The sequence below is a fragment of the Shewanella sp. JNE2 genome, from assembly GCF_023159115.1.
Lineage (GTDB): Bacteria > Pseudomonadota > Gammaproteobacteria > Enterobacterales > Shewanellaceae > Shewanella > Shewanella putrefaciens.
Window position 1 is genome coordinate 2,105,588 of record NZ_CP096169.1, and the last position, 20,168, is coordinate 2,125,755.

Sequence of the window (20,168 nt, forward strand, 5' to 3'; positions counted from 1 at the left end):
AGTCACTATGCACTCAGTAGAAATACACTCGGTAGTTCAAGCTGTTACCGACAGAATTATTGCCCGTAGCAAAGCGTCACGTGCAGGTTATTTAGCCGCATTGAATGATGCCCGTCATCATGGCGTACACCGTAGCTCATTGAGCTGTGGCAACTTAGCCCATGGTTTTGCTGCCTGCAAACCAGACGACAAAAATGCATTGCGTCAATTGAATAAGGCGAACATCGGCATAGTGACGGCATTTAACGATATGTTATCTGCCCACCAACCCTATGAAAGCTATCCTGAATTGCTTAAAAAAGCCTGTCAGGAAGTCGGCAGTGTTGCACAAGTGGCGGGTGGTGTGCCGGCCATGTGTGATGGTGTGACTCAGGGTCAACCCGGTATGGAGTTGAGCCTGCTGAGCCGCGAAGTGATAGCGATGGCAACGGCTGTGGGCTTGTCTCACAACATGTTTGATGGTGCTTTACTGCTCGGCATTTGCGATAAAATCGTTCCAGGCTTGCTTATCGGTGCGCTCAGCTTTGGTCACTTACCTATGTTATTCGTGCCCGCAGGGCCGATGAAATCAGGTATCCCGAACAAAGAAAAAGCCCGTATTCGTCAGCAATTTGCTCAAGGTAAAGTGGATCGCGCACAACTGTTAGAAGCCGAAGCCCAGTCTTACCACAGTGCAGGAACCTGTACTTTCTACGGTACTGCAAACTCGAATCAGCTGATGCTTGAAGTGATGGGGCTGCAGTTACCTGGCTCGTCATTTGTTAATCCTGATGATCCACTGCGCGAAGCGTTAAATAAGATGGCGGCTAAGCAAGTGTGTCGTTTAACCGAAATGGGCACCCAATATACCCCAATTGGCGAAGTGGTTAGCGAAAAGTCTGTGGTTAACGGCATAGTCGCGCTATTAGCGACAGGCGGTTCAACTAACTTGACGATGCATATTGTCGCTGCGGCACGCGCTGCTGGTATTATCGTGAACTGGGATGATTTTTCTGAATTATCCGATGCCGTGCCATTAGTGGCACGCGTGTATCCAAATGGTCATGCTGATATCAATCATTTCCACGCCGCAGGTGGTATGGCGTACTTAATCAAAGAATTGCTTGATGCGGGTCTATTGCATGAAGATGTGAATACCGTTGCGGGCTTTGGTTTACGCCGTTATACCCAAGAGCCAAGGTTGCTCGACGGTGAACTATGCTGGGTCGATGGTCCAACGACTAGCTTAGATACTGAAGTGTTAACGTCAGTCGCATCACCTTTCCAAGGCAACGGTGGCTTGAAATTACTCAAAGGTAACTTAGGTCGCGCTGTGATCAAAGTGTCAGCGGTACAAGAACAACATCGTGTTGTTGAAGCGCCCGCGGTGGTGATTGACGATCAAAACAAACTCGATGCTTTGTTCAAAGCGGGCGCTTTGGATAGAGATTGTGTTGTGGTGGTTAAAGGTCAAGGCCCGAAAGCCAACGGTATGCCAGAACTGCACAAGTTAACCCCATTATTGGGAACGCTTCAGGACAAAGGCTTTAAAGTCGCACTGTTGACTGACGGTCGTATGTCTGGTGCGTCGGGTAAAGTCCCTGCGGCCATTCATTTAACGCCAGAAGCCTTAGATGGCGGCTTAATTGCCAAAGTCCAAGATGGCGACTTGATCCGTGTCGATGCGTTAACAGGCGAACTGAGCCTGCTTGTCTCTGAAGCTGAACTTGCCACCAGAGCCGCGGGAATTGTGGATTTACATCGCTCACGTTATGGCATGGGCCGCGAGTTATTTAGTGCACTACGTTCAAATCTAAGTAGTCCAGAAACTGGTGCGCGTTGTACTAATGCCATCGATGAACTTTATTAATACAAAGGAAGAATAACGCAATGCTTGAGAATAACTGGTCACTACAGCCACAAGATATTTTTAAACGCAGCCCTATTGTTCCTGTGATGGTGATTAACAAGATTGAACATGCGGTGCCACTCGCTAAAGCACTGGTTGCCGGCGGCATTAGCGTGTTAGAAGTGACTTTGCGTACTCCTTGCGCACTCGAAGCTATCACTAAAATCGCCAAAGAAGTACCAGAGGCTTTAGTCGGTGCAGGAACCATTTTAAATGAGACTCAACTCGAACAGGCCATTGCCGCTGGCGCGCAGTTTATTATTACACCGGGTGCTACGGTTGAACTGCTCAAAGCGGGTATGCAGGGACCCATTCCTTTGATCCCTGGTGTTGCTAGTATTTCTGAGGTGATGGCTGGAATGGCACTTGGTTATACCCACTTTAAATTCTTCCCAGCTGAAGCCTCGGGTGGTGTGGATGCACTGAAAGCCTTTTCGGGCCCATTAGCGGATATTCGTTTTTGCCCAACAGGTGGCATTACGCCAAGCAGCTATAAAGATTATTTAGCGCTGAAAAACGTCGATTGTATTGGTGGTAGTTGGATTGCGCCAACGGATGCAATGGAACAGGGCGATTGGGCTCGTATCACTCAACTTTGTAAAGATGCCATCGGCGCTTTATAAATCGAGCTTGAAATAGTGACAAAATAAAAAACCACCGCGAGGTGGTTTTTTGTCTTTTATCTTTCGCATTTTGATAAAGAACGGCTGCGATAGCAGACTCTGTAGAAAGTCTGTTTTTTTACAGTAACACGAGCATTTACAAACAGTCTGGCCTTATAGAAAGTCGAGTTGTGAAATGAGCACTTGTCTACATTTCCTTGCTCAGTTCCACATTCGAGCCCGCTTTAGGGCTAAACAACTGCTTATATAGTCTGCCTGCAAACTCATCTGTCATCCCTGAAATATAATCCGCTAATATTCTGTGACTGTTCAAGCCTTGTTGCTCGCTTTCTCGCCAACGCACTTGGGTGTTCAGCGGTAGTAAACGCTCAGGATCGGAAGCGAAGGCTTCGAATAACCCCATCACAATTTGCTGGCCCTTATATTCGAGCATTTGGATCTCAGGTTTACGAATAACGTATTTATAAACCAGTTGCTTAAGCACATTGAGCGCAATAGCAAATTCGGGCTCTAAGGTCGCATTAAAGCGTAATAATGGCTCTTCGAACACGTCATCTTCTGAGATCACAATGGCGGTGACAAAACCATTAACGAGTGTGCCTATGGCATCTTTACGCAGGTGATGCTCATGGGAAAATAGCTTATTGCCAATATCGGCAAGCTCTTGTTTTATCCACGCATCACTGCTGTTGGTCAGTGTCGGCGCCACATCTTGATGCCACTGGGACGCTGTGACTATGCCCATCACAATCGCATCTTCGAGATCGTGCACCGCATAGGCGATATCATCTGCCAGTTCCATAATCGAGCAATCGAAGGATTTAAACTGAGTGCGCAGATGCGGATAGTGGTGCAGGGCGGGGTGTGATCCTTCCTGCGTCGATGTAAAACGACTGCGGTCTGCTTCAGATAAAGGCTCAAGCACCCAAGCGAAAATGTCGTTATCATCATCGAAAATGCCCTTAACCGGCGGCCATTGTGACGGCTTGAGTTGTCTATGGTTGGTGATTTCATTATGTTCACCCGCGACAAATAGCTTCGAGTACGGCGCAGGGTATTTCAAAATGCCGAGCATAGTTCGGCGGCATAGGTTCATGCCAAAATCTAAGGTATAGGGTTCAAGTTTCGATAAAATTCGAAAAGTTTGGCCATTGCCTTCAAAGCCGCCGTGGTCGCGCATCATGTAATTTAATGCCACTTCGCCACCGTGGCCGAAGGGTGGATGACCAATATCGTGGGCTAAACATAAGGACTCTAATAAGCTCATAGAGCAAAGCAGTTGTTTATGTTGTGGATATTTGCGCCTGAGCTGAGCAGCTATGCCGGTACCAATTTGCGAGACTTCGAGTGAGTGGGTTAATCGGGTACGATAGAAGTCATTCATGCCAACGCCGAGCACTTGTGTCTTGGCCTGTAGGCGGCGAAAGGCGGCCGAGTGGAGAATACGTGCCCTGTCTCTTTGGTAGGGGCTGCGGTGATCAAAGCGCCTTTGTTTATCTTCACCATGGCGGCGTTCTTGCCAAACACTTGAAGTCATATGCATTCCTAGCGAGAGTGGAAAATCAAAGCATCTTGTTAATTTCGTCTAAATTCAAAGTGAAACTGGGTACAAAGCAGTTCATAAAATACTGTACCGCGGGATCGGGATTCGTCGCCAGCATGTCTTCAAGTCGTTTGCGGGCGGTATTGAATTCACTGTTGCCAGCGCGGTTTTCTTCAAGGCATTTAAGATAGGCGCACAGCGTATCGGCGGATTTCACTATGGTCTTGTAAACGGGATCGGCGTAATCGCTGATGAACAGACTACGATAATCTTCTTTAAATTCCTCCGGTACCATATCTAACATGCGCTGCTCGGCAATCGCCTCAATCTTTTTATACTCGGCTTCAATTTCTTTATTGAAGTATTTCACTGGCGTCGGTAAGTCACCCGTGAGAATTTCACTGGCATCGTGGAAAATCGCCAAACTGGTGGCTTGATGGGGGCAGAGCGTCGTACCGAACTTTTTATTACTGATGATCACCAACGCATGGGCCACCATGGCCACCTGCAACGAGTGTTCTTGGACATTTTCAGTACGCACGTTGTACATCAAGGGCCAGCGTTGGATAAGCTTCATGCGAGCTAAATGGGCAAATAAGTGACTCATAGTTTTCCTATTTATTCGAAGGCCAGCGTTAGATAAGCTTCATTCGTGTTATAAAAGCGGGCAAATAAGTGACTCATAGTTTTCCTGCAAATGAGTGAAATCGGAAGGCGGCAAACTGCGATTGAAGATATTGAGATAATAGGCAGTATTGACGCTAATGAAGTCTTAGATTATCACAGCCTTGGATGACACGTGAGCATGGGCGTGGAGGATTTGTCGAAATCGCTAAAAATAAAGCGACCACTTGGATCGCTTTATGACTCAAACCGTTAAAGGGATATTCTACTGTCGATAGTTTTCGAGGAAGTCACCAAACTCGGTCAGCGCTTTGTTGAGATCTTCTTTATAGGGTAAGAAAACCACTCGCAAATGGTCGGGCTCTGGCCAGTTAAAGGCGCTACCATGGACTAACAGAATTTTCTTTTCCCTGAGTAAATCCAGCACTAAACGTTCATCATCTCGCAGATTGAATTTTTTCATATCCAATTTGGGGAAGGCATAGAGTGCACCCTTTGGTTTTTTCACGCTCACGCCGGGGATTTGGTTAAGCAATTCATAACAAGCATCCCGTTGAACCGTAAGGCGGCCATTAGGCAAAATAAGCTCGTTAATGCTTTGGTAACCGCCAAGCGCGGTTTGAATCGCATGTTGATTGGGCACGTTTGCACAAAGGCGCATCGAGGACAGCATTTCTAAGCCTTCGATGTAACTTTTAGCAGCCTTAAGATTGCCAGACAACATCATCCAACCGACACGAAATCCTGCTGCACGATAAGCCTTTGATAAACCGTTAAACGTAACAGTTAAAATATCGTCTGATAAACCTGCTGCAGGAATATGTTTGGCTTCATCGTATAAAATTTTGTCGTAAATTTCATCGGCAAATAGGATCAGATCATGTTGACGGCAAAGCTCGACCACTTGCAGCAGTAATTCTCTGCTGTATACCGCTCCCGTTGGGTTGTTTGGGTTAATCAGCACTATGCCGCGGGTACGTGATGAGATTTTGCTTTTAATGTCGTTGAGATCGGGGAACCAGTCTGCTTCTTCATCGCAGCGATAATGTACCGCTCTGCCGCCCGCGAGGTTGGCCGCCGCAGTCCACAGAGGATAGTCTGGTGAGGGGATTAAGATCTCATCGTCGGTATTCAGCAAACCTTGCATCGCCATCATAATGAGTTCTGAAACGCCATTACCGATATAGATATCTTCGATATCAACACCAAAAATCCCTAGGGATTGATAATACTGCACGATAGCCTTGCGGGCAGAGAATAATCCTTTTGACTCACAGTAGCCTTGGGCACTGGGTAAATTAAGGATCACATCGCGCACAATTTCCTCTGGTGCTTCAAAACCGAAGGGGGCTGGATTACCAATGTTGAGTTTGAGGATTCGATGCCCCTCGTCTTCTAAACGTCTGGCTTCCTTGTGCACTGGGCCACGGATGTCATAGCAAACGCTATCCAGTTTGTTGGATTTGATGATAGGGCGCATTTACACCTCGGAACATGCATAAAATTTTGGCTTAAGTTAGCGCACCATAACGAAATTTAGTGGGTTAAGGAAGGGGGAAAGGCTTTGATGAGCACATTTTTTTAAAAAATATATCAGTTAAATATGCTTTAACAGTCAATTAATGAAATTGTATCAAGTTTTATATTCTGAATTTTTTGTGAATATAGGATTATTTAGCTAAAGCCTGTGTCTATTAAAACTCGTTTTACGCGTTCTGGTAATGAACGTCGCGCAACTAATAAAGTGTTCTACAAAAATGAGTGTCATTGGTGATGCTATCATCGCTTGCTATTTGTTGCCTGATCCGTTCCAAATCCTTGCTGGGGAAAAGTGCATATTAGCCCAAGCTTAATGATTGATTTTTAATCACAGATTTTTGATAAAATGATCTTATACAAGCTGCATATTACTATTGTGGTAAATAGGCATATTTATTGAATGCTTATTAAGCTAAGAGAATCATATATGTCTAAGTTGCTAGAGAGTTAAAGTTGTTTAAAGTCAATATATTATGTTGATATTGCTCGCGGTCGTTAAAATTATTTTCTATCTCGTTAAATTTATTGTTGACTCATTATTCGATGCGCTTTATTTTCTGCGCGATGTTTTTGGCAAGTCACTTTAGATTGCACGCTTTTAGCGAGTTTTTCTATAAGGTTAGTCATTATGAAGCAGCAGTTTTGGCGCTCTGTATCGAGGTGATTTCAGGCGCTGTTCTAAAACCTTTTGCCTTTTAGGCGACTTAAATTAGAGGACCTAAGTGCATGTCTGAACCGACAGCGTTAAGTCTTATTCCACCTTTGGTGGTATTGGTGTTAGCCATCTGGTTACGCCGTCCCATTTTGTCCCTGATCATCGGTGCAGTAAGTGGTTTGCTGCTACTCGACCCAAGTGAAGTGTTAAATAATTTTGCCAGTGCATCCCTTAAGGTTATGGGTGATGAAACCATTGGTTGGTTAATTTTAGTATGTGGTTGTTTTGGTGCTTTAATTGCACTCTTAGTGCGCACTGGTGGTGCTTTAGCATTTGGTCATAATGCATTGAAATTTGCCAAAGGCCCTAAATCATCGCTTTTTATGACGTTTATTCTCGGTATCGTTATTTTTATCGATGATTATCTTAATGCGTTGACCGTGGGTGAAACCATGAAGCGCGTGACCGATAAGTTTAAAGTATCCCGAGAAATGTTAGCTTATGTTGTGGACTCTACAGCGGCACCTGTGTGCGTGTTAGTGCCTTTATCGACTTGGGCCGTATTCTTCGGTGGTTTACTGGTTGATAATGGGGTGGCAGCACAAGGTCAGGGGATTGCTGTGTATATGCAAGCCATTCCTTACATGCTCTATGCTTGGTTAGCTGTTGCTATGGTACTACTTGTTGTATTAGGTATTGTTCCAGCAATTGGTCCAATGAAAAAGGCGCAGTTACGTGCAGCACAAGGCGAACCCGCTCAAGAACAAGTCGATTTTGAACAGGTGCAGACCTCAGATGAATATGCGGTTAAAGCGATCGAAGAAGAATTTAAGCATGCAGACAATCATGGCAAGCTACATAATTTTTTAGTGCCTATTGGGTTATTAGTTGCTTTTACCGTGTACTTTGACATCGACGTCTGGAAGGGATTGCTGGCCACTTTAGTGTTTACACTTCCTTATTATGCGGTGCAGCGTTTAATGCCATTGTCAGAAATGATGGATCAAATGATTGATGGTTTTAAGGGCATGTTGCCAGCGATAGGTACTGTAATTGCTGCATTTGTGTTTAAGGATGTGTGTGATCAGTTATTATTACCACAGTATGTGATTACCGCATTAAGTCCTTTTATGACACCTTCGCTGTTACCTGCGGTGGTATTCCTCTCTATGTCTGTACTTGCATTTGCAACAGGGTCAAGCTGGGGAATTTTTGCAGTGACAATTCCAATTGTTATGCCATTGGCTCAATCTGTTGGAGCTGATATCCCCTTAGTAATTGGTGCACTTTTATCTGCATCTTCATTTGGTAGTCAAGCGTGTTTTTACTCGGATTCAACTGTGTTAGCGGCACAGGGGTCTGGTTGCAACTTAGTCAGTCATGCTGTGACTCAGTTACCTTATGCGCTTATCGCAGCGGTGCTTGCTTTTGTGGGCTTTATATTGATAGCCTAAAACACATTTTGTGGATTCTTTGAATATAAAAACCAGCTACGGCTGGTTTTTTATATTTTGCTAACTCTGATGCGTACGCCTAACTAGAAATATAGTATATTGCCCAAACATTTACCCTAGTTTGTATTTTTGCTCTCTGCGAGTGAGAGATGTGAGTGCTGATCTACAACAATGAGCAAATGTATTATTTATTAAGGGAGTAATAGGATCGAGAATGGATAAGAAAGCGAAAAAAATACTGTTTTCCACTTACTGGAAAAACGGCTGGATAGATTCAAAAGACAGAGTTTTAAATGCTGATGATTTCGAATATGCAAAGTCAAAGGGACTCATGTTTGAGCCGATTTCAATTTCCCATGATGAATGCATTGCATCGATTGTTGATTTGGTTGCAAATATAAGTAAAGCGCAAATAGCAAAAGGTTTTTTAAGTAGCTTGACTTCTCGCCGATTGGATTTGAGATCTTCGTTGTCTTCATACTCAATGGCTAAACATATACCCGCACATCAATATACACCAGTTATCTCTGGAACTTCCTATAAAGAGGGGATAGCAACATCCCATTCTTATACTTGTTGTATTTGTAAGGATGTTCAATACGGGGTTGTGGGTGCAGAAGCTTATGTTAACACTGATCTTAATGTGCTTAATTTTGAACGAATTAAATGGGGTGGTGTGCGTCATGGTAATATCCTTTATATGCTCTTTGACTTAGAGCAATTCAACAATACGGATATTCCTGAACCCACTTCTGATGATATTTTCTGCTTTAAGGAAATCTTGAAGACAATTGAAAATTCAGCGCCAGAAGATTATCCAAGTACGCTTGAAAAACGCTTAGCGACGGTTATTAAATCCAGCAAAACAGAAAGAGAGATGTTAATTGAAATTTTAGCCAGTATGGGGGTATTAAAGCCAAGTCACTATGATAGACCCAGAAGGGGCAAAAATGACTGGGTTTTTGCTGAGTATTGGCGAGGCGAGGATAAATACAGCCGTGAAGCCATAGGTGAATATTTTGCCAAGTATATATAGTTGTGAGCAAGGCTGTGAATATTATCTTTTGCTAGGCTAGGAACTCATCAAATACGCATGCTTTGGCTGCAATATTCAGCGTTCGAGTTTGATAGATTAAGCCGCTAATAAGATAAAACCAATGTATAAAAAAAGCCAGTGCAAGCACTGGCTATTAACGTCTGGTAAACGGGAAGGGCGATTAAACGCGCTTCTTGAATTCACCAGTACGAGTGTCGATTTCAATTTTATCGCCTACTTTCACGAAGTCAGCAACACTCACTGTGCCGCCGCCAGTGATAGTCGCTGGCTTCATCACTTTACCTGAAGTATCGCCACGAGCTGAAGGCTCAGTGTAGATCACTTCACGTACGATAGTGGTTGGCATTTCAACAGAGATAGCTTTGCCATCATAGAAAGTCACTTGGCAAGTTTCTTCCATACCGTCAACGATATAAGCTGCTGCATCACCTAAGTTCTCAGCTTCTACGTCGTATTGGTTGTATTCTGCATCCATAAATACATACATAGGATCAGCAAAGTAAGAATAAGTACAATCCAGACGATCTAATACGATGTCTTCTAACTTATCTTCACCTTTGAAAGTGGTTTCTGTACCAGAGTTAAGCAGTAAGTTCTTTAACTTTAACTTAACGATAGCAGCGTTACGGCCAGAACGAGTTGTTTCAGTTTTCTGTACAACCCATGGGCTGCCATCTAACATGATCACGTTACCAGGACGGATTTCATGAGCAGTTTTCATTACACTATTTCCTATATGTAGATTTTCTATTTTCGCGCAGCATCTTAGCTTTTTTTAACGAATTGGACTAGCCGAGTTGCGAGATCTGCAGCATTTATTGCGTCAATTGGCCATTGTTTAGCATGTTGCAACAAGGGCAAACTGACTGGATTAAGGTTTTGCCAATGATTTACCACGGCAGATTGCAATCCTTGGTTGAATGCTAAATTCAAGTTAGTCCAAGTTTGTGCAATTTCAGGGAGCAGATTATCGCAGTAAAGTTGGATAAAAGCTCCTAATTTTATGAGGTGATAGTCATCTTCTTGTGGATAAATGTGCCAAATAAAAGGTTTAGCAGCCCATTGTGCCCGAAGAAAACTATCTTCACCGCGTACGATATTAACATCACAGCTCCAGAGCAGGCGATCAAACCCATGTTGATCTGTCATAGGTAAAATATGCAGGGTTAAATTGCCATGATTTACCTGTTGACCCGGCACTAGCGCGGCAATTTCACAGGGCAGCAAATGAGTCAGACTGTTTAAGCTACGCCCCTTTGGGATCAGTGCATGGATTTTTACTGTCGATTGCTGCCATAACTCACATAATGCGGGTAGCGCCTCGGTCTCATAGCTAAAAACGCTAATCACTGTGTCTTGTTCCTGAATGCCCTTAAGACCTAAATCAGTAAAGAGCTGCAATTTATTGGCAGTGTTAGCTTGCCATACATCACGCTTTGCAAATAAATCTTGTTCGCAGATAAGTCCACCCGTTTTGGCGCTAAAACCAGGAAAGTAGAAATACTTCTTCAAACCATTGGCTTGTAATGAAGGCAAACCATGGCAGCCTTCAACCCAATCCTCAGCGCTTAGGTACTCTAAATTCAGCCAGACAGGTACAGATTTGGGAGCATGTTGATGTAAATAAACCAGCTGTTCTTTTACCTGTTCGGGTAATTCACAGGCAAAGGCTTCTATGAGCACACTTCCTGCGACAAACGCTATAGGTAAAGGCTCTATCCAATAAATAATATTCACGTCATTGAAAGTTTGAATCGCCTTTCGTGGATCGAGTGTCGGTAAGATATGGGAGAAGCTTGCAAGATCGTCAACCCATAAATTGACGGGGAGCTGATATTCATTCACCAATTGTTTGGCTAAACGCCAAGTGACGCCGATATCACCGTAGTTATCGACAACAGTGCAAAAGATATCCCAATGATTGGAGCAGGGCGTTTTGATCATGAGTGTGGTTTTTCGTTATCCCGCGATGAAACAATCTAATTTTTATGCATGAAAATCGATGCATAAAAAAAGCGGCGTTTAAGCCGCTTCCTTTAAATGATCAACAGAATTAATCTTCTAATTCAGCTAAACACATTTCTTCGTAAATTTGTTTAACCCAAGCGTCAACACGTTCTTCGGTCAGCTCTGGTTGACGATCTTCGTCGATACCTAAACCGATAAAATGGTCATCATCAACTTGACCTTTGGATGCTTCAAAGTTGTAACCTGCAGTAGGCCAGTGACCAATGATAATCCCCCCGCGAGCTTGAACAATATCGCCTACCATGCCCATGGCATCAAGGAAATACTCGGCATAGTCTTCTTGGTCACCACAACCAAAAATCGCAACCAGTTTATCGGTAAAATCAATTTGCTCAAGCTCAGGAAAGAAATCATCCCAATCACATTGTGCTTCGCCATAATACCAGGTTGGGATGCCGAACAGCAGCAGGTCATATTCTGCGATCTGTTCTTTGGTACTCTTGGCGATATCTTTCACCTCAACCATTTTTTTACCCAGTTTTTTCTGGATCATTTTGGCGACGGCTTCGGTGTTGCCTGTGTCGCTACCGAAAAAAAGACCTACAGTTGCCATTGTCTATCCTTTAATGTCTAGTTCACTTATACGTTAATCTTGCGGCTATCGATTATTCAGCACTCAATTTGTCGCTGAAGAATTAATTCGATTAACTGGCTACGGCTGATGTTACTGGCCAATGCCTGCTCATTCAAGGCGTCATACAAATCTTGTGACACCTTTAACTCTATTCGCTTTAATCCTTTGGCTTTATCCCGCTGGATCTGATTGCGTTTATTGACCTTTAACTGCTGGCTACGGGACAGAGGATTGCTTCGTGGGCGGCCCCGACGCTTTTCATTGGCAAAAAGGTCAATGGTAGTTCTATCAGTTGCTTCTTTTGCCATGTTCTTGTTGTTTAACCGATCCCTGAGCCTTCCCAAGTAATCTGGATAATACCTTTTGCAATAAACCCGGCGCAGCCGAGAAATAACACTAACCAAACAATAAATCGACCAAATTTTGGCACATTACCTTGCTTGAGGACATCATGGATAGCCATGCCGATAAAGAAAAATATCGCTGCAAAAAACAGGTTTAGGCCAATCGTTTCAATTTGTTCCATGTACTGAGATAACATACTTTCTTAGTCCTCTAGAGTGTTCTAAGGCCAAAAGAGGCGCGAATATATCACATCAACGTGAAGGCTGCTATATGATTTGAGTTGAGAATCCTTGTCATTTACATTGCCTGTTTGTCAATAAATTCAGACACAATTCGATTAAAAATCGCAGGTTTTTGGGCATGCAACCAATGTCCACAACCTTCAAGTGTTTTTGCTTGTGCAGTAGGGAATTGCGCCATAATCGCGCCCCTATGTTCGCTATTGACATAATTTGAATCACCGCCACGAATAAATAGACTTGGGCCAGAATAGCTCAGCACGGGGTTCGGTGGCTGATTATGCCAGCCAATAATGTTTGGATAACAGGTTTTTAAACCACTTAAGTTCATTTTCCAACGAAATCCAGTATCGGTACGTTGCAAGTTTTTCAGCAAAAATTGGGCAGTGGCTTCATCAATACCATGGTTGATTAAGTGGTTTAGGGCAAAGCGTCTGTCGGTATGGCCTTCTAAGGGCAGGCTTTCTAATGCAGCAAATACAATATCGTGTCTAGGCTCATATGCGACAGGTGCAATATCGGCAGCGACCATGCTGATAATGCGCTCTGGAAAGGCTAATGCCGTGGCCATGGCGATTTTACCGCCCATAGAGTGGCCGATGATGTGCGCGTGAGCGATGTCAAGGTTATCGAGCAAATCTATCATGGCATGGGCAAGGCGAGGATAATCCATATGATCCCAATGCTCACTTAACCCATGGTTGGGCACATCAACGCGGATCACTTGGTGCTGGCTTTCTAACACTTGGCCTAAGCCTTTGAGATTATCTAAATTACCAAACAGGCCATGGATTATTAGCACCGCATGTCCTTGACCTGAGGAAACATAATTCATGGGTTTTCCTATGGGAGGTTTGCTTTTCGAGACGCGAATTGTGCCCCTAATATGATGAGGTTGACAAGTCTTGTGGTTAAGCCGAACTAACTTGGTTGCTTTTTCAGCGATTGCCGCGATTCTGATAATTTGATGTGCAATTTTGCACAATTTTAGATTAATGATGCTTTATCAGATTGATAGACATAGATACACTGGGTGCGATCCCAAGGATCCTATTTGTGGATCGCCTGTGGTACATTTTTCGGTTAGGCCTAACGAATGACAAAGGATAAAAAGGTTATGAAATATATCGAAGTGGATGAAGAGCTCTATCGTCATATTGCCAGCAAAACAGAACGTATTGGTGAGAGCGCCTCTGACATTCTGCGTCGATTACTCGGCCTATCCGTGAATACGATTGAACAAGTTGAGCCACAGGCAATTAGCCAACCCAGTTTAGAAGCCGTTGAACAGAAACCGTTGGTTACGTCAGTACCAGTCATAGAGTCGTCAGTTCCTGTCAGCGATTTTAAACAATTAGTGGATGAGCATAAGTTAGCCCAGCAAAAAGGGGCTGTTGGCCGTTTCTTATTTTTGCTTGAAAGTTTATATCAGCAAAGCCAATCGCAATTTTCACAAATTTTACAGATCCAAGGGCGCGATCGACTTTATTTTGCACGCTCACGTGAAGAATTATTGAAAGCAAGTCCTTCGGCCAATCCGAAGGAAATTGGCAGCAGCGGTTTTTGGGTGACGACAAATAATAATACTGCCAAAAAACAGGCGATTTTGGTCGAGGTATTGGTACAGTTTGGTTGTGATGCTGAAGTTGCCTACGCTATTTCCCAGCGTGTTTAAAACCTTTACAAGTAATTTAAGCTATTTTCCAGTAGGAGTGGATCAGGTGGCAATACATCAACGGGCAGGACAAATAGCAAGTCAGATGGATCTGGTGAATATTCCAAAACTGATGAGCCATTATTACAGCATAACCCCCAATATGGATGATGTGCAGCAGCGAGTGACTTTTGGTACATCAGGCCACAGAGGCTGCGCCTTCAATGGCAGTTTTAACCAACAGCATATTTGGGCGATTACCCAAGCTGTGGTGGACTACCGTCAATCGGTAAATATCGATGGGCCGCTGATCCTTGGGATTGATACCCATGCGTTATCCTTTGCTGCCTACTTATCGGCAATTGAAGTGCTGGCCGCGAATAAAGTCACTGTGCACATCCAGCAAAACGATGGATTTACGCCAACGCCAGTGGTTTCCCATGCGGTCATTTGTGCCAATCGCGAAGCTAATCTTAACGGCGCGGCACTTAGCGATGGTCTTATTATCACGCCCTCACATAATCCGCCTCAGGATGGTGGAATCAAATACAATCCCCCCCATGGCGGACCGGCCGAAGGTAATATCACGGCTTGGATTGAATCGCGAGCTAATGATTATCTTCGCACGCAGCTTAAGGGCGTGAATAAACTCGCCTATGTCGATGCGCTGACTTCGGGCTATGTGCATGCCATCGATTTAATCACTCCCTATGTGGCCGATCTAGAAAATGTAATTGATATGCAAGCTATCGCGAAAGCGAAGCTTAAGTTAGGTGTCGATCCATTAGGTGGCTCGGGTATCCATTATTGGGCACCGATTGCTAAGCATTACGGCATTGATATCACCTTAGTGAATGATAAAGTCGACCCGAGTTTTAGCTTTATGCCACTGGATAAAGACGGCAAAATTCGTATGGATTGCTCGTCTCCCTATGCGATGGCTGGTTTACTCGCCCATAAAGAATCTTTTGATTTATGCCTTGGGAATGATCCCGATTATGATCGTCATGGCATAGTCTGCCCGGGTACGGGCTTAATGGATCCTAACCATTATTTAGCAGTGGCGATTGATTACCTGCTGACTCACCGACCCCTGTGGAGCGATAGCTTAGCTATTGGTAAGACTCTGGTATCAAGCGCGCTTATCGACAAAATTTGCGCCTTCCACGGCAAAAAATTACTCGAGGTGCCTGTCGGCTTTAAATGGTTTGTCGATGGTTTAGCTGAGGCGACTATTGCCTTTGGTGGAGAGGAGAGTGCTGGCGCCGCCTTCTTACGCCGAGATGGCACTACTTGGTGCACGGATAAAGACGGTTTTATTCTAGGGTTACTTGCAGCAGAGATCCTTGCGGTGACAGGTAAAACCCCTGGTCAGCGTCACCAAGAGTTAGTAAAACAATTTGGTCAAAGTTTCTATAAGCGTATCGATAGCCCAATCAGTCTTGAAAACAAAGCCAAGTTTGCTTTGCTCAATGCTGAGACCTTAAATGCCACAGTGCTTGCGGGTGAGACAATCGAAAGCGTGTTAACCCATGCACCGGGCAATAATGCCGCCATTGGTGGTATCAAAGTCACCACAGCGAATGGCTGGTTTGCGGCGCGTCCATCGGGCACTGAAGCCTTATTTAAGATCTATGGCGAAAGTTTTATCAGTGAGCAGCATTTGGCTGAGATTATCAAAGACGCACAAGCATTAATTGATAAGGCACTAAACGCTTAAGTGAGCTTTTCAGAGATAAAAAACGCACTCATGTTAATCCGTGAGTGCGTTTTTTATTTGGCCCGATTTAAGGCCAACTCGTATTAATACTCGATATGGCAACTGGGTAAGTTATTCTTATCAATATAATTTTGGTGATATTCCTCAGCCACATGGAACTGTTGCAGTGGCACTATTTCAGTCACTATATGGCGTAATCCCCAACGGCCCGAGCGGGCAAAAGCCAACTTTGAGGCTTCTGCCGCGGCCTTTTGTTCACGGTTGTGGAAGAAAATGGTGCTGCGGTACTGAGTACCAATATCTCCGCCTTGCATGTTCAGACTCGTTGGATTGTGGTTTTTCCAAAATACATCGAGCAAGTCTTCATAACTGACAAGGGCAGGGTCAAATTCCACTTGCACCACTTCGGCATGGCCTGTTTTACCTTTTTTCACTTCTTCATAAGTAGTGGCGGCATTATTGCCACCCATATACCCACAGGTGGCATTTAGTACGCCATTTACTTGTCTAAAAAAATACTCTACGCCCCAGAAACAGCCGGCACCAAAGGTTGCTAACGCCATAATTAAATCCAATAGAAGTCTAGATGGCTAAGGATTGTGATTAAACAGAGGATTAAAAGCAAGTATGGCTGTAAAATTTTATGCAATTGTTGTGGTGTGCGATGCTTAATTTCTCTCAAGAGAAATCAAAATTTTTACCCCAAAACTGCGTAGTTCAACAAGAATGTCAGAGATATAGGTGAAAAACTTGTGTTAGTATTGAAGCGCTTTTGAAGGTGAGTATTAAGTGCTTAGGTGTTGTAGGTTTATTTAGCGCTTAGCGCTTACTTTTAACACACCATTATAAGGAGAATTCTGTGTTACAAGCTCTGTTAGATTCAAAGGATTTTTTAGCGCTCACCTTAGCCCATCCTGAACAGTTCGATGGCGAATTTTCATTTAACTTAGGCGATCATACTCAAGTGGAAGTGTGGGATACCGGTGTTATTGTTTTCGAACCAATACAGAATGAAGGAAAAGATATTGTGTTTTCCTGCGGTGTTCACGGTAACGAGACCGCGCCCATTGAACTCTGCAATAGCTTAATTAAACAACTTTTACAGCAAAAGATCATTGCAAAGCAGCGCACTTTATTTCTCATTGGTAACCCATTAGCGATTAATAACGGTACGCGGATTATTGACGAAAACATGAATCGTCTGTTTAGTGGTGAGCATTCCAATCCACCAGGGTTAGTGAACCCTGAGCGAGTACGCGCGAAAAAACTCGAAGCCTATGTCGATCGTTTTTATACTACGGTTGCCGATGGACGTCAGCGCATCCATTATGATCTGCACACGGCGATGCGCGCCTCGAAGCATGAAAAGTTCGCTATCTATCCCTATCGTCCAAGGCGCGCCTTTAGCGGCGAGCAAATTATGTTTTTAGCCGCAAGCGGCGTCGATACAGTACTTTTCCACCACGAACCGACCACGACCTTCAGCTATTTTTCCTCTGAACGCTACGGCGCCGATGCCTTTACCATTGAGCTTGGCAAAGTGTATCCGATGGGGCAGAACGACATGACGCGTTTTATTGCGGCACATGAAATGTTTATGCGTTTAATCACCGCTAAGCCGTTGGAGTTAGATGCATTTGATGCCGATAAGGTTAACTTGTACCAAGTGTGCCGCGTCATCAATAAACATTTCGATGATTTTGAATTTACCTTCGCAACCGATGTCGAAAACTTCAGATCTTTCCCGAAAGGTTTTGTATTAGCGCGGGAAGGTGGGCAAGAAATTAAAGTGGAACATGAGTTTGAGTCTGTCGTGTTCCCTAATGCCAAAGTGCCTATTGGCAATCGCACTGTGATTTGCCTGATCCCTGCGGTGAATGCGGACGTGCGTTAGGCTTGTAAAGCAATATATACATGCGAGGCAGGGATAACTTGTGGTTTGAGCTATGCCAATGGTTGATAGGTAGTTTACGTTAACGTAATGTTCATCGGGCATATTCGTATAAACAGACGCATCAAAACGCTTTGATGCGTAATGAGATAACAAGAGCACAATATGAGCAAAGCAACACTCAACACTGATACAGTGCACCGTGTCGGCTTCTTGGATAAGGCATCGCTACACATTCCTATCCTTCGAATTCTACAAGCCGACGGCACCACTTATGAAACCGCGGTTTTGCCTGTGATAGATGAAACCTTAGCCACTAAAATTTACGATACCTGTGTATTCACTCGGGTACTTGATGAACGTATGCTTGGCGCCCAGCGTCAAGGGCGCATCAGCTTCTACATGACCTGTACGGGTGAAGAAGCGGCGATTGTCGGCAGTGTGGCCGCACTCGATCAAGAAGATGTGATCCTCGCGCAATATCGCGAGCATGCGGCGCTGCGTTATCGCGGCTTTACCACTGAACAGTTTATGAATCAGATGTTCAGTAACGAGAAAGATCTTGGTAAAGGTCGCCAAATGCCAATCCATTACGGCAGTGCGGCATTGCATTATCAAACGATTTCGTCACCGTTAGCCACGCAAATCCCGCAGGCGACTGGTGTGGGCTACAGCTTAAAAATGCAAGGTAAGCGCAAAGTCGCGGTTTGTTATTTTGGCGAAGGCGCTGCATCGGAAGGGGATTTTCATGCTGGCCTAAACATGGCCGCGGTACTGAAATGCCCAGTGATTTTCTTCTGTCGTAACAATGGCTACGCCATTTCAACGCCCACCGAAGAGCAGTTTGCCGGTAACGGTATTGCTAGCCGCGGTGTGGGTTATGGCATGCACACCATTCGTGTTGATGGTAATGACATGTTGGCCGTGTTAGCGGCAACCCAGCAAGCCCGTGCCTATGCGATTGAGCATAATGCGCCTGTGCTGATTGAAGCCATGACTTACCGTCTCGGCGCGCACTCTTCTTCAGACGATCCCTCTGGTTATCGCTCGAAAGATGAAGAAGCCAAGTGGCAGCAACACGATCCGGTTAAACGCTTCAAATTATGGCTTATCAACAAAGGTTGGTTGGCAGAAGCGGATGATGTGAAACTGCATGAGAAATATCGTGAAGAAGTATTGGCTGCGGTAAAAGTGGCTGAAAAAATTCCTGTGCCTATGCTGGATGAAATTATTGAAGATGTGTACGACAAGCCGACGCCAGTGCTGAAAAAGCAACTTGCCGATCTTAAAGAACATATCAAAAAATATCCGCAAGCCTATCCAAAAAGTGCAGGGAGACTATAAGCCGTGGCTGAAATGAATATGTTACAGGCCGTCAATGAGGCCTTGTCGATTGCCATGCAAGCCGATGAACGCATGGTCGTTTTTGGTGAAGATGTGGGCCACTTTGGCGGGGTATTTCGCGCCACTTCCGGTCTTCAAGAAAAATTCGGTCGCGCTCGCTGCTTTAATACGCCGCTGACAGAGCAAGGTATTGCCGGTTTTGCCAATGGTTTAGCCTCAAATGGCATGACTGCCGTGGCTGAAATCCAATTCGCCGATTATATCTTTCCGGCGTTCGATCAAATCGTCAACGAGTCGGCTAAGTTCCGCTACCGCAGCGGTAATGAGTTCGATGTCGGTGGATTAGTGTTCCGTACGCCCTATGGCGGCGGTATCGCGGGCGGACATTATCACTCGCAATCACCCGAAGCCTATTTTATCCAGACGCCGGGGTTAAAAGTCGTGGTACCACGCAACCCTGAGCAAGCCAAAGGCCTGCTGTTGGCGTCAATCCGTGACAAAAACCCGGTGATCTTCTTTGAGCCTAAGCGTTTATATCGCGCATCGGTTGGCGAAGTGCCAGCGGGCGATTATGAAATCGAACTGGGCAAGGCTGAAGTGGTTCGCGAAGGTAAAGACATCACCTTAGTGGCGTGGGGTGCGCAAATGGAAATCCTTGAAAAAGCCGCCGACATGGCCGCTAAAGAAGGGATCTCCTGCGAAGTTATCGATTTACGCACCTTGTCACCCTGGGATATCGATACCGTTGCCGATTCTGTCAAAAAGACCGGACGTTTATTGGTTAACCATGAAGCGCCATTAACCGGTGGTTTTGCCGGTGAAATTGCGGCGACGATTCAGCAAGAATGCTTCTTGTATCTAGAGTCGCCCATTAGCCGCGTTTGTGGTTTAGATACCCCGTATCCACTCGTCCATGAAAAAGAATATATGCCCGATGCGCTTAAGACCTTTGAAGCCATCAAAGCATCAGTGACCTTCTAGGAGTCCGGT

Annotated in this window: 19 protein-coding genes; 9 read left to right on the top strand and 10 right to left on the bottom strand. The window is 44.7% G+C overall.

Annotated features, from left to right (window positions below; translation table 11 throughout):
* The first annotated feature begins 22 nt into the window (after positions 1-22).
* Both edd and MZ182_RS09490 read left to right on the top strand, forming a co-directional pair.
* Positions 23-1,849: a phosphogluconate dehydratase gene (gene edd, locus MZ182_RS09485; protein ID WP_248069533.1), complete on the top strand. Its 1,827-nt coding sequence runs from the start codon at positions 23-25 to the stop codon at positions 1,847-1,849.
* A gap of 20 nt (positions 1,850-1,869) precedes the next feature.
* Positions 1,870-2,511, top strand: coding sequence for a bifunctional 4-hydroxy-2-oxoglutarate aldolase/2-dehydro-3-deoxy-phosphogluconate aldolase (locus MZ182_RS09490; protein ID WP_041408186.1), 642 nt, complete (start codon positions 1,870-1,872; stop codon positions 2,509-2,511).
* Between the two features lie 187 nt (positions 2,512-2,698).
* Here the strand turns inward: MZ182_RS09490 and MZ182_RS09495 are convergent, their stop codons facing one another.
* From MZ182_RS09495 to MZ182_RS09505, 3 genes are all read right to left on the bottom strand, one after another.
* On the bottom strand, positions 2,699-4,048 hold the full coding sequence (locus MZ182_RS09495) for an anti-phage deoxyguanosine triphosphatase (protein WP_248069529.1): 1,350 nt from the start codon (positions 4,046-4,048) through the stop codon (positions 2,699-2,701).
* 25 nt (positions 4,049-4,073) lie between these two features.
* A complete protein-coding gene (gene yfbR, locus MZ182_RS09500; protein WP_011789435.1) occupies positions 4,074-4,661 on the bottom strand; it encodes a 5'-deoxynucleotidase in 588 nt (195 codons plus the stop codon).
* A gap of 282 nt (positions 4,662-4,943) precedes the next feature.
* Complete coding sequence (locus MZ182_RS09505; protein WP_248069527.1) at positions 4,944-6,158, bottom strand: pyridoxal phosphate-dependent aminotransferase; 1,215 nt, start codon at positions 6,156-6,158, stop codon at positions 4,944-4,946.
* A gap of 785 nt (positions 6,159-6,943) precedes the next feature.
* Here MZ182_RS09505 and MZ182_RS09510 point away from each other — a divergent pair.
* On the top strand, positions 6,944-8,326 hold the full coding sequence (locus MZ182_RS09510) for a Na+/H+ antiporter NhaC family protein (protein ID WP_011789433.1): 1,383 nt from the start codon (positions 6,944-6,946) through the stop codon (positions 8,324-8,326).
* Between the two features lie 214 nt (positions 8,327-8,540).
* Entirely contained in the window at positions 8,541-9,362 is an 822-nt protein-coding gene (locus MZ182_RS09515) for a hypothetical protein (protein WP_248069524.1), read from the top strand.
* A gap of 181 nt (positions 9,363-9,543) precedes the next feature.
* Here MZ182_RS09515 and efp read toward each other — a convergent pair whose 3' ends face one another.
* The 6 genes from efp to MZ182_RS09545 form a co-directional block, all read right to left on the bottom strand.
* On the bottom strand, positions 9,544-10,104 hold the full coding sequence (efp, locus tag MZ182_RS09520; protein ID WP_011789431.1) for an elongation factor P: 561 nt from the start codon (positions 10,102-10,104) through the stop codon (positions 9,544-9,546).
* A gap of 44 nt (positions 10,105-10,148) precedes the next feature.
* Positions 10,149-11,327, bottom strand: coding sequence for an elongation factor P maturation arginine rhamnosyltransferase EarP (gene earP / locus MZ182_RS09525; protein ID WP_248069522.1), 1,179 nt, complete (start codon positions 11,325-11,327; stop codon positions 10,149-10,151).
* Between the two features lie 109 nt (positions 11,328-11,436).
* On the bottom strand, positions 11,437-11,964 hold the full coding sequence (fldA, locus tag MZ182_RS09530; RefSeq protein WP_011789429.1) for a flavodoxin FldA: 528 nt from the start codon (positions 11,962-11,964) through the stop codon (positions 11,437-11,439).
* Between the two features lie 56 nt (positions 11,965-12,020).
* Entirely contained in the window at positions 12,021-12,293 is a 273-nt protein-coding gene (ybfE, locus tag MZ182_RS09535; protein ID WP_011789428.1) for a LexA regulated protein, read from the bottom strand.
* A gap of 11 nt (positions 12,294-12,304) precedes the next feature.
* Positions 12,305-12,526 (bottom strand): DUF2788 domain-containing protein, encoded by a 222-nt coding sequence (locus tag MZ182_RS09540; protein WP_011789427.1) that lies wholly within the window; start codon positions 12,524-12,526, stop codon positions 12,305-12,307.
* A gap of 101 nt (positions 12,527-12,627) precedes the next feature.
* On the bottom strand, positions 12,628-13,404 hold the full coding sequence (locus tag MZ182_RS09545) for an alpha/beta fold hydrolase (RefSeq protein WP_248069520.1): 777 nt from the start codon (positions 13,402-13,404) through the stop codon (positions 12,628-12,630).
* Positions 13,405-13,686: 282 nt separating this feature from the next.
* Between MZ182_RS09545 and seqA the strand changes: the two genes are divergently transcribed.
* Together seqA and pgm are read left to right on the top strand one after the other, a co-directional pair.
* Positions 13,687-14,244 carry a replication initiation negative regulator SeqA gene (seqA, locus tag MZ182_RS09550; RefSeq protein WP_011919251.1) on the top strand — a complete coding sequence of 186 codons (558 nt, stop codon included), beginning with the start codon at positions 13,687-13,689 and terminating at the stop codon, positions 14,242-14,244.
* 46 nt (positions 14,245-14,290) lie between these two features.
* Positions 14,291-15,943 (top strand): phosphoglucomutase (alpha-D-glucose-1,6-bisphosphate-dependent), encoded by a 1,653-nt coding sequence (gene pgm / locus MZ182_RS09555; protein WP_248069518.1) that lies wholly within the window; start codon positions 14,291-14,293, stop codon positions 15,941-15,943.
* A gap of 83 nt (positions 15,944-16,026) precedes the next feature.
* Here the strand turns inward: pgm and msrA are convergent, their stop codons facing one another.
* Positions 16,027-16,506: a peptide-methionine (S)-S-oxide reductase MsrA gene (gene msrA / locus MZ182_RS09560; protein ID WP_248069516.1), complete on the bottom strand. Its 480-nt coding sequence runs from the start codon at positions 16,504-16,506 to the stop codon at positions 16,027-16,029.
* Positions 16,507-16,802: 296 nt separating this feature from the next.
* Between msrA and astE the strand changes: the two genes are divergently transcribed.
* The 3 genes from astE to MZ182_RS09575 all read left to right on the top strand — a co-directional run bounded on the left by astE (position 16,803) and on the right by MZ182_RS09575 (position 20,159).
* On the top strand, positions 16,803-17,837 hold the full coding sequence (astE, locus tag MZ182_RS09565) for a succinylglutamate desuccinylase (RefSeq protein WP_248069514.1): 1,035 nt from the start codon (positions 16,803-16,805) through the stop codon (positions 17,835-17,837).
* A 162-nt stretch (positions 17,838-17,999) separates the two neighbouring features.
* Positions 18,000-19,178, top strand: coding sequence for a thiamine pyrophosphate-dependent dehydrogenase E1 component subunit alpha (locus MZ182_RS09570; protein WP_006081586.1), 1,179 nt, complete (start codon positions 18,000-18,002; stop codon positions 19,176-19,178).
* 3 nt (positions 19,179-19,181) lie between these two features.
* A complete protein-coding gene (locus tag MZ182_RS09575) occupies positions 19,182-20,159 on the top strand; it encodes an alpha-ketoacid dehydrogenase subunit beta (RefSeq protein WP_248069512.1) in 978 nt (325 codons plus the stop codon).
* The last annotated feature ends 9 nt before the right edge of the window (positions 20,160-20,168 follow it).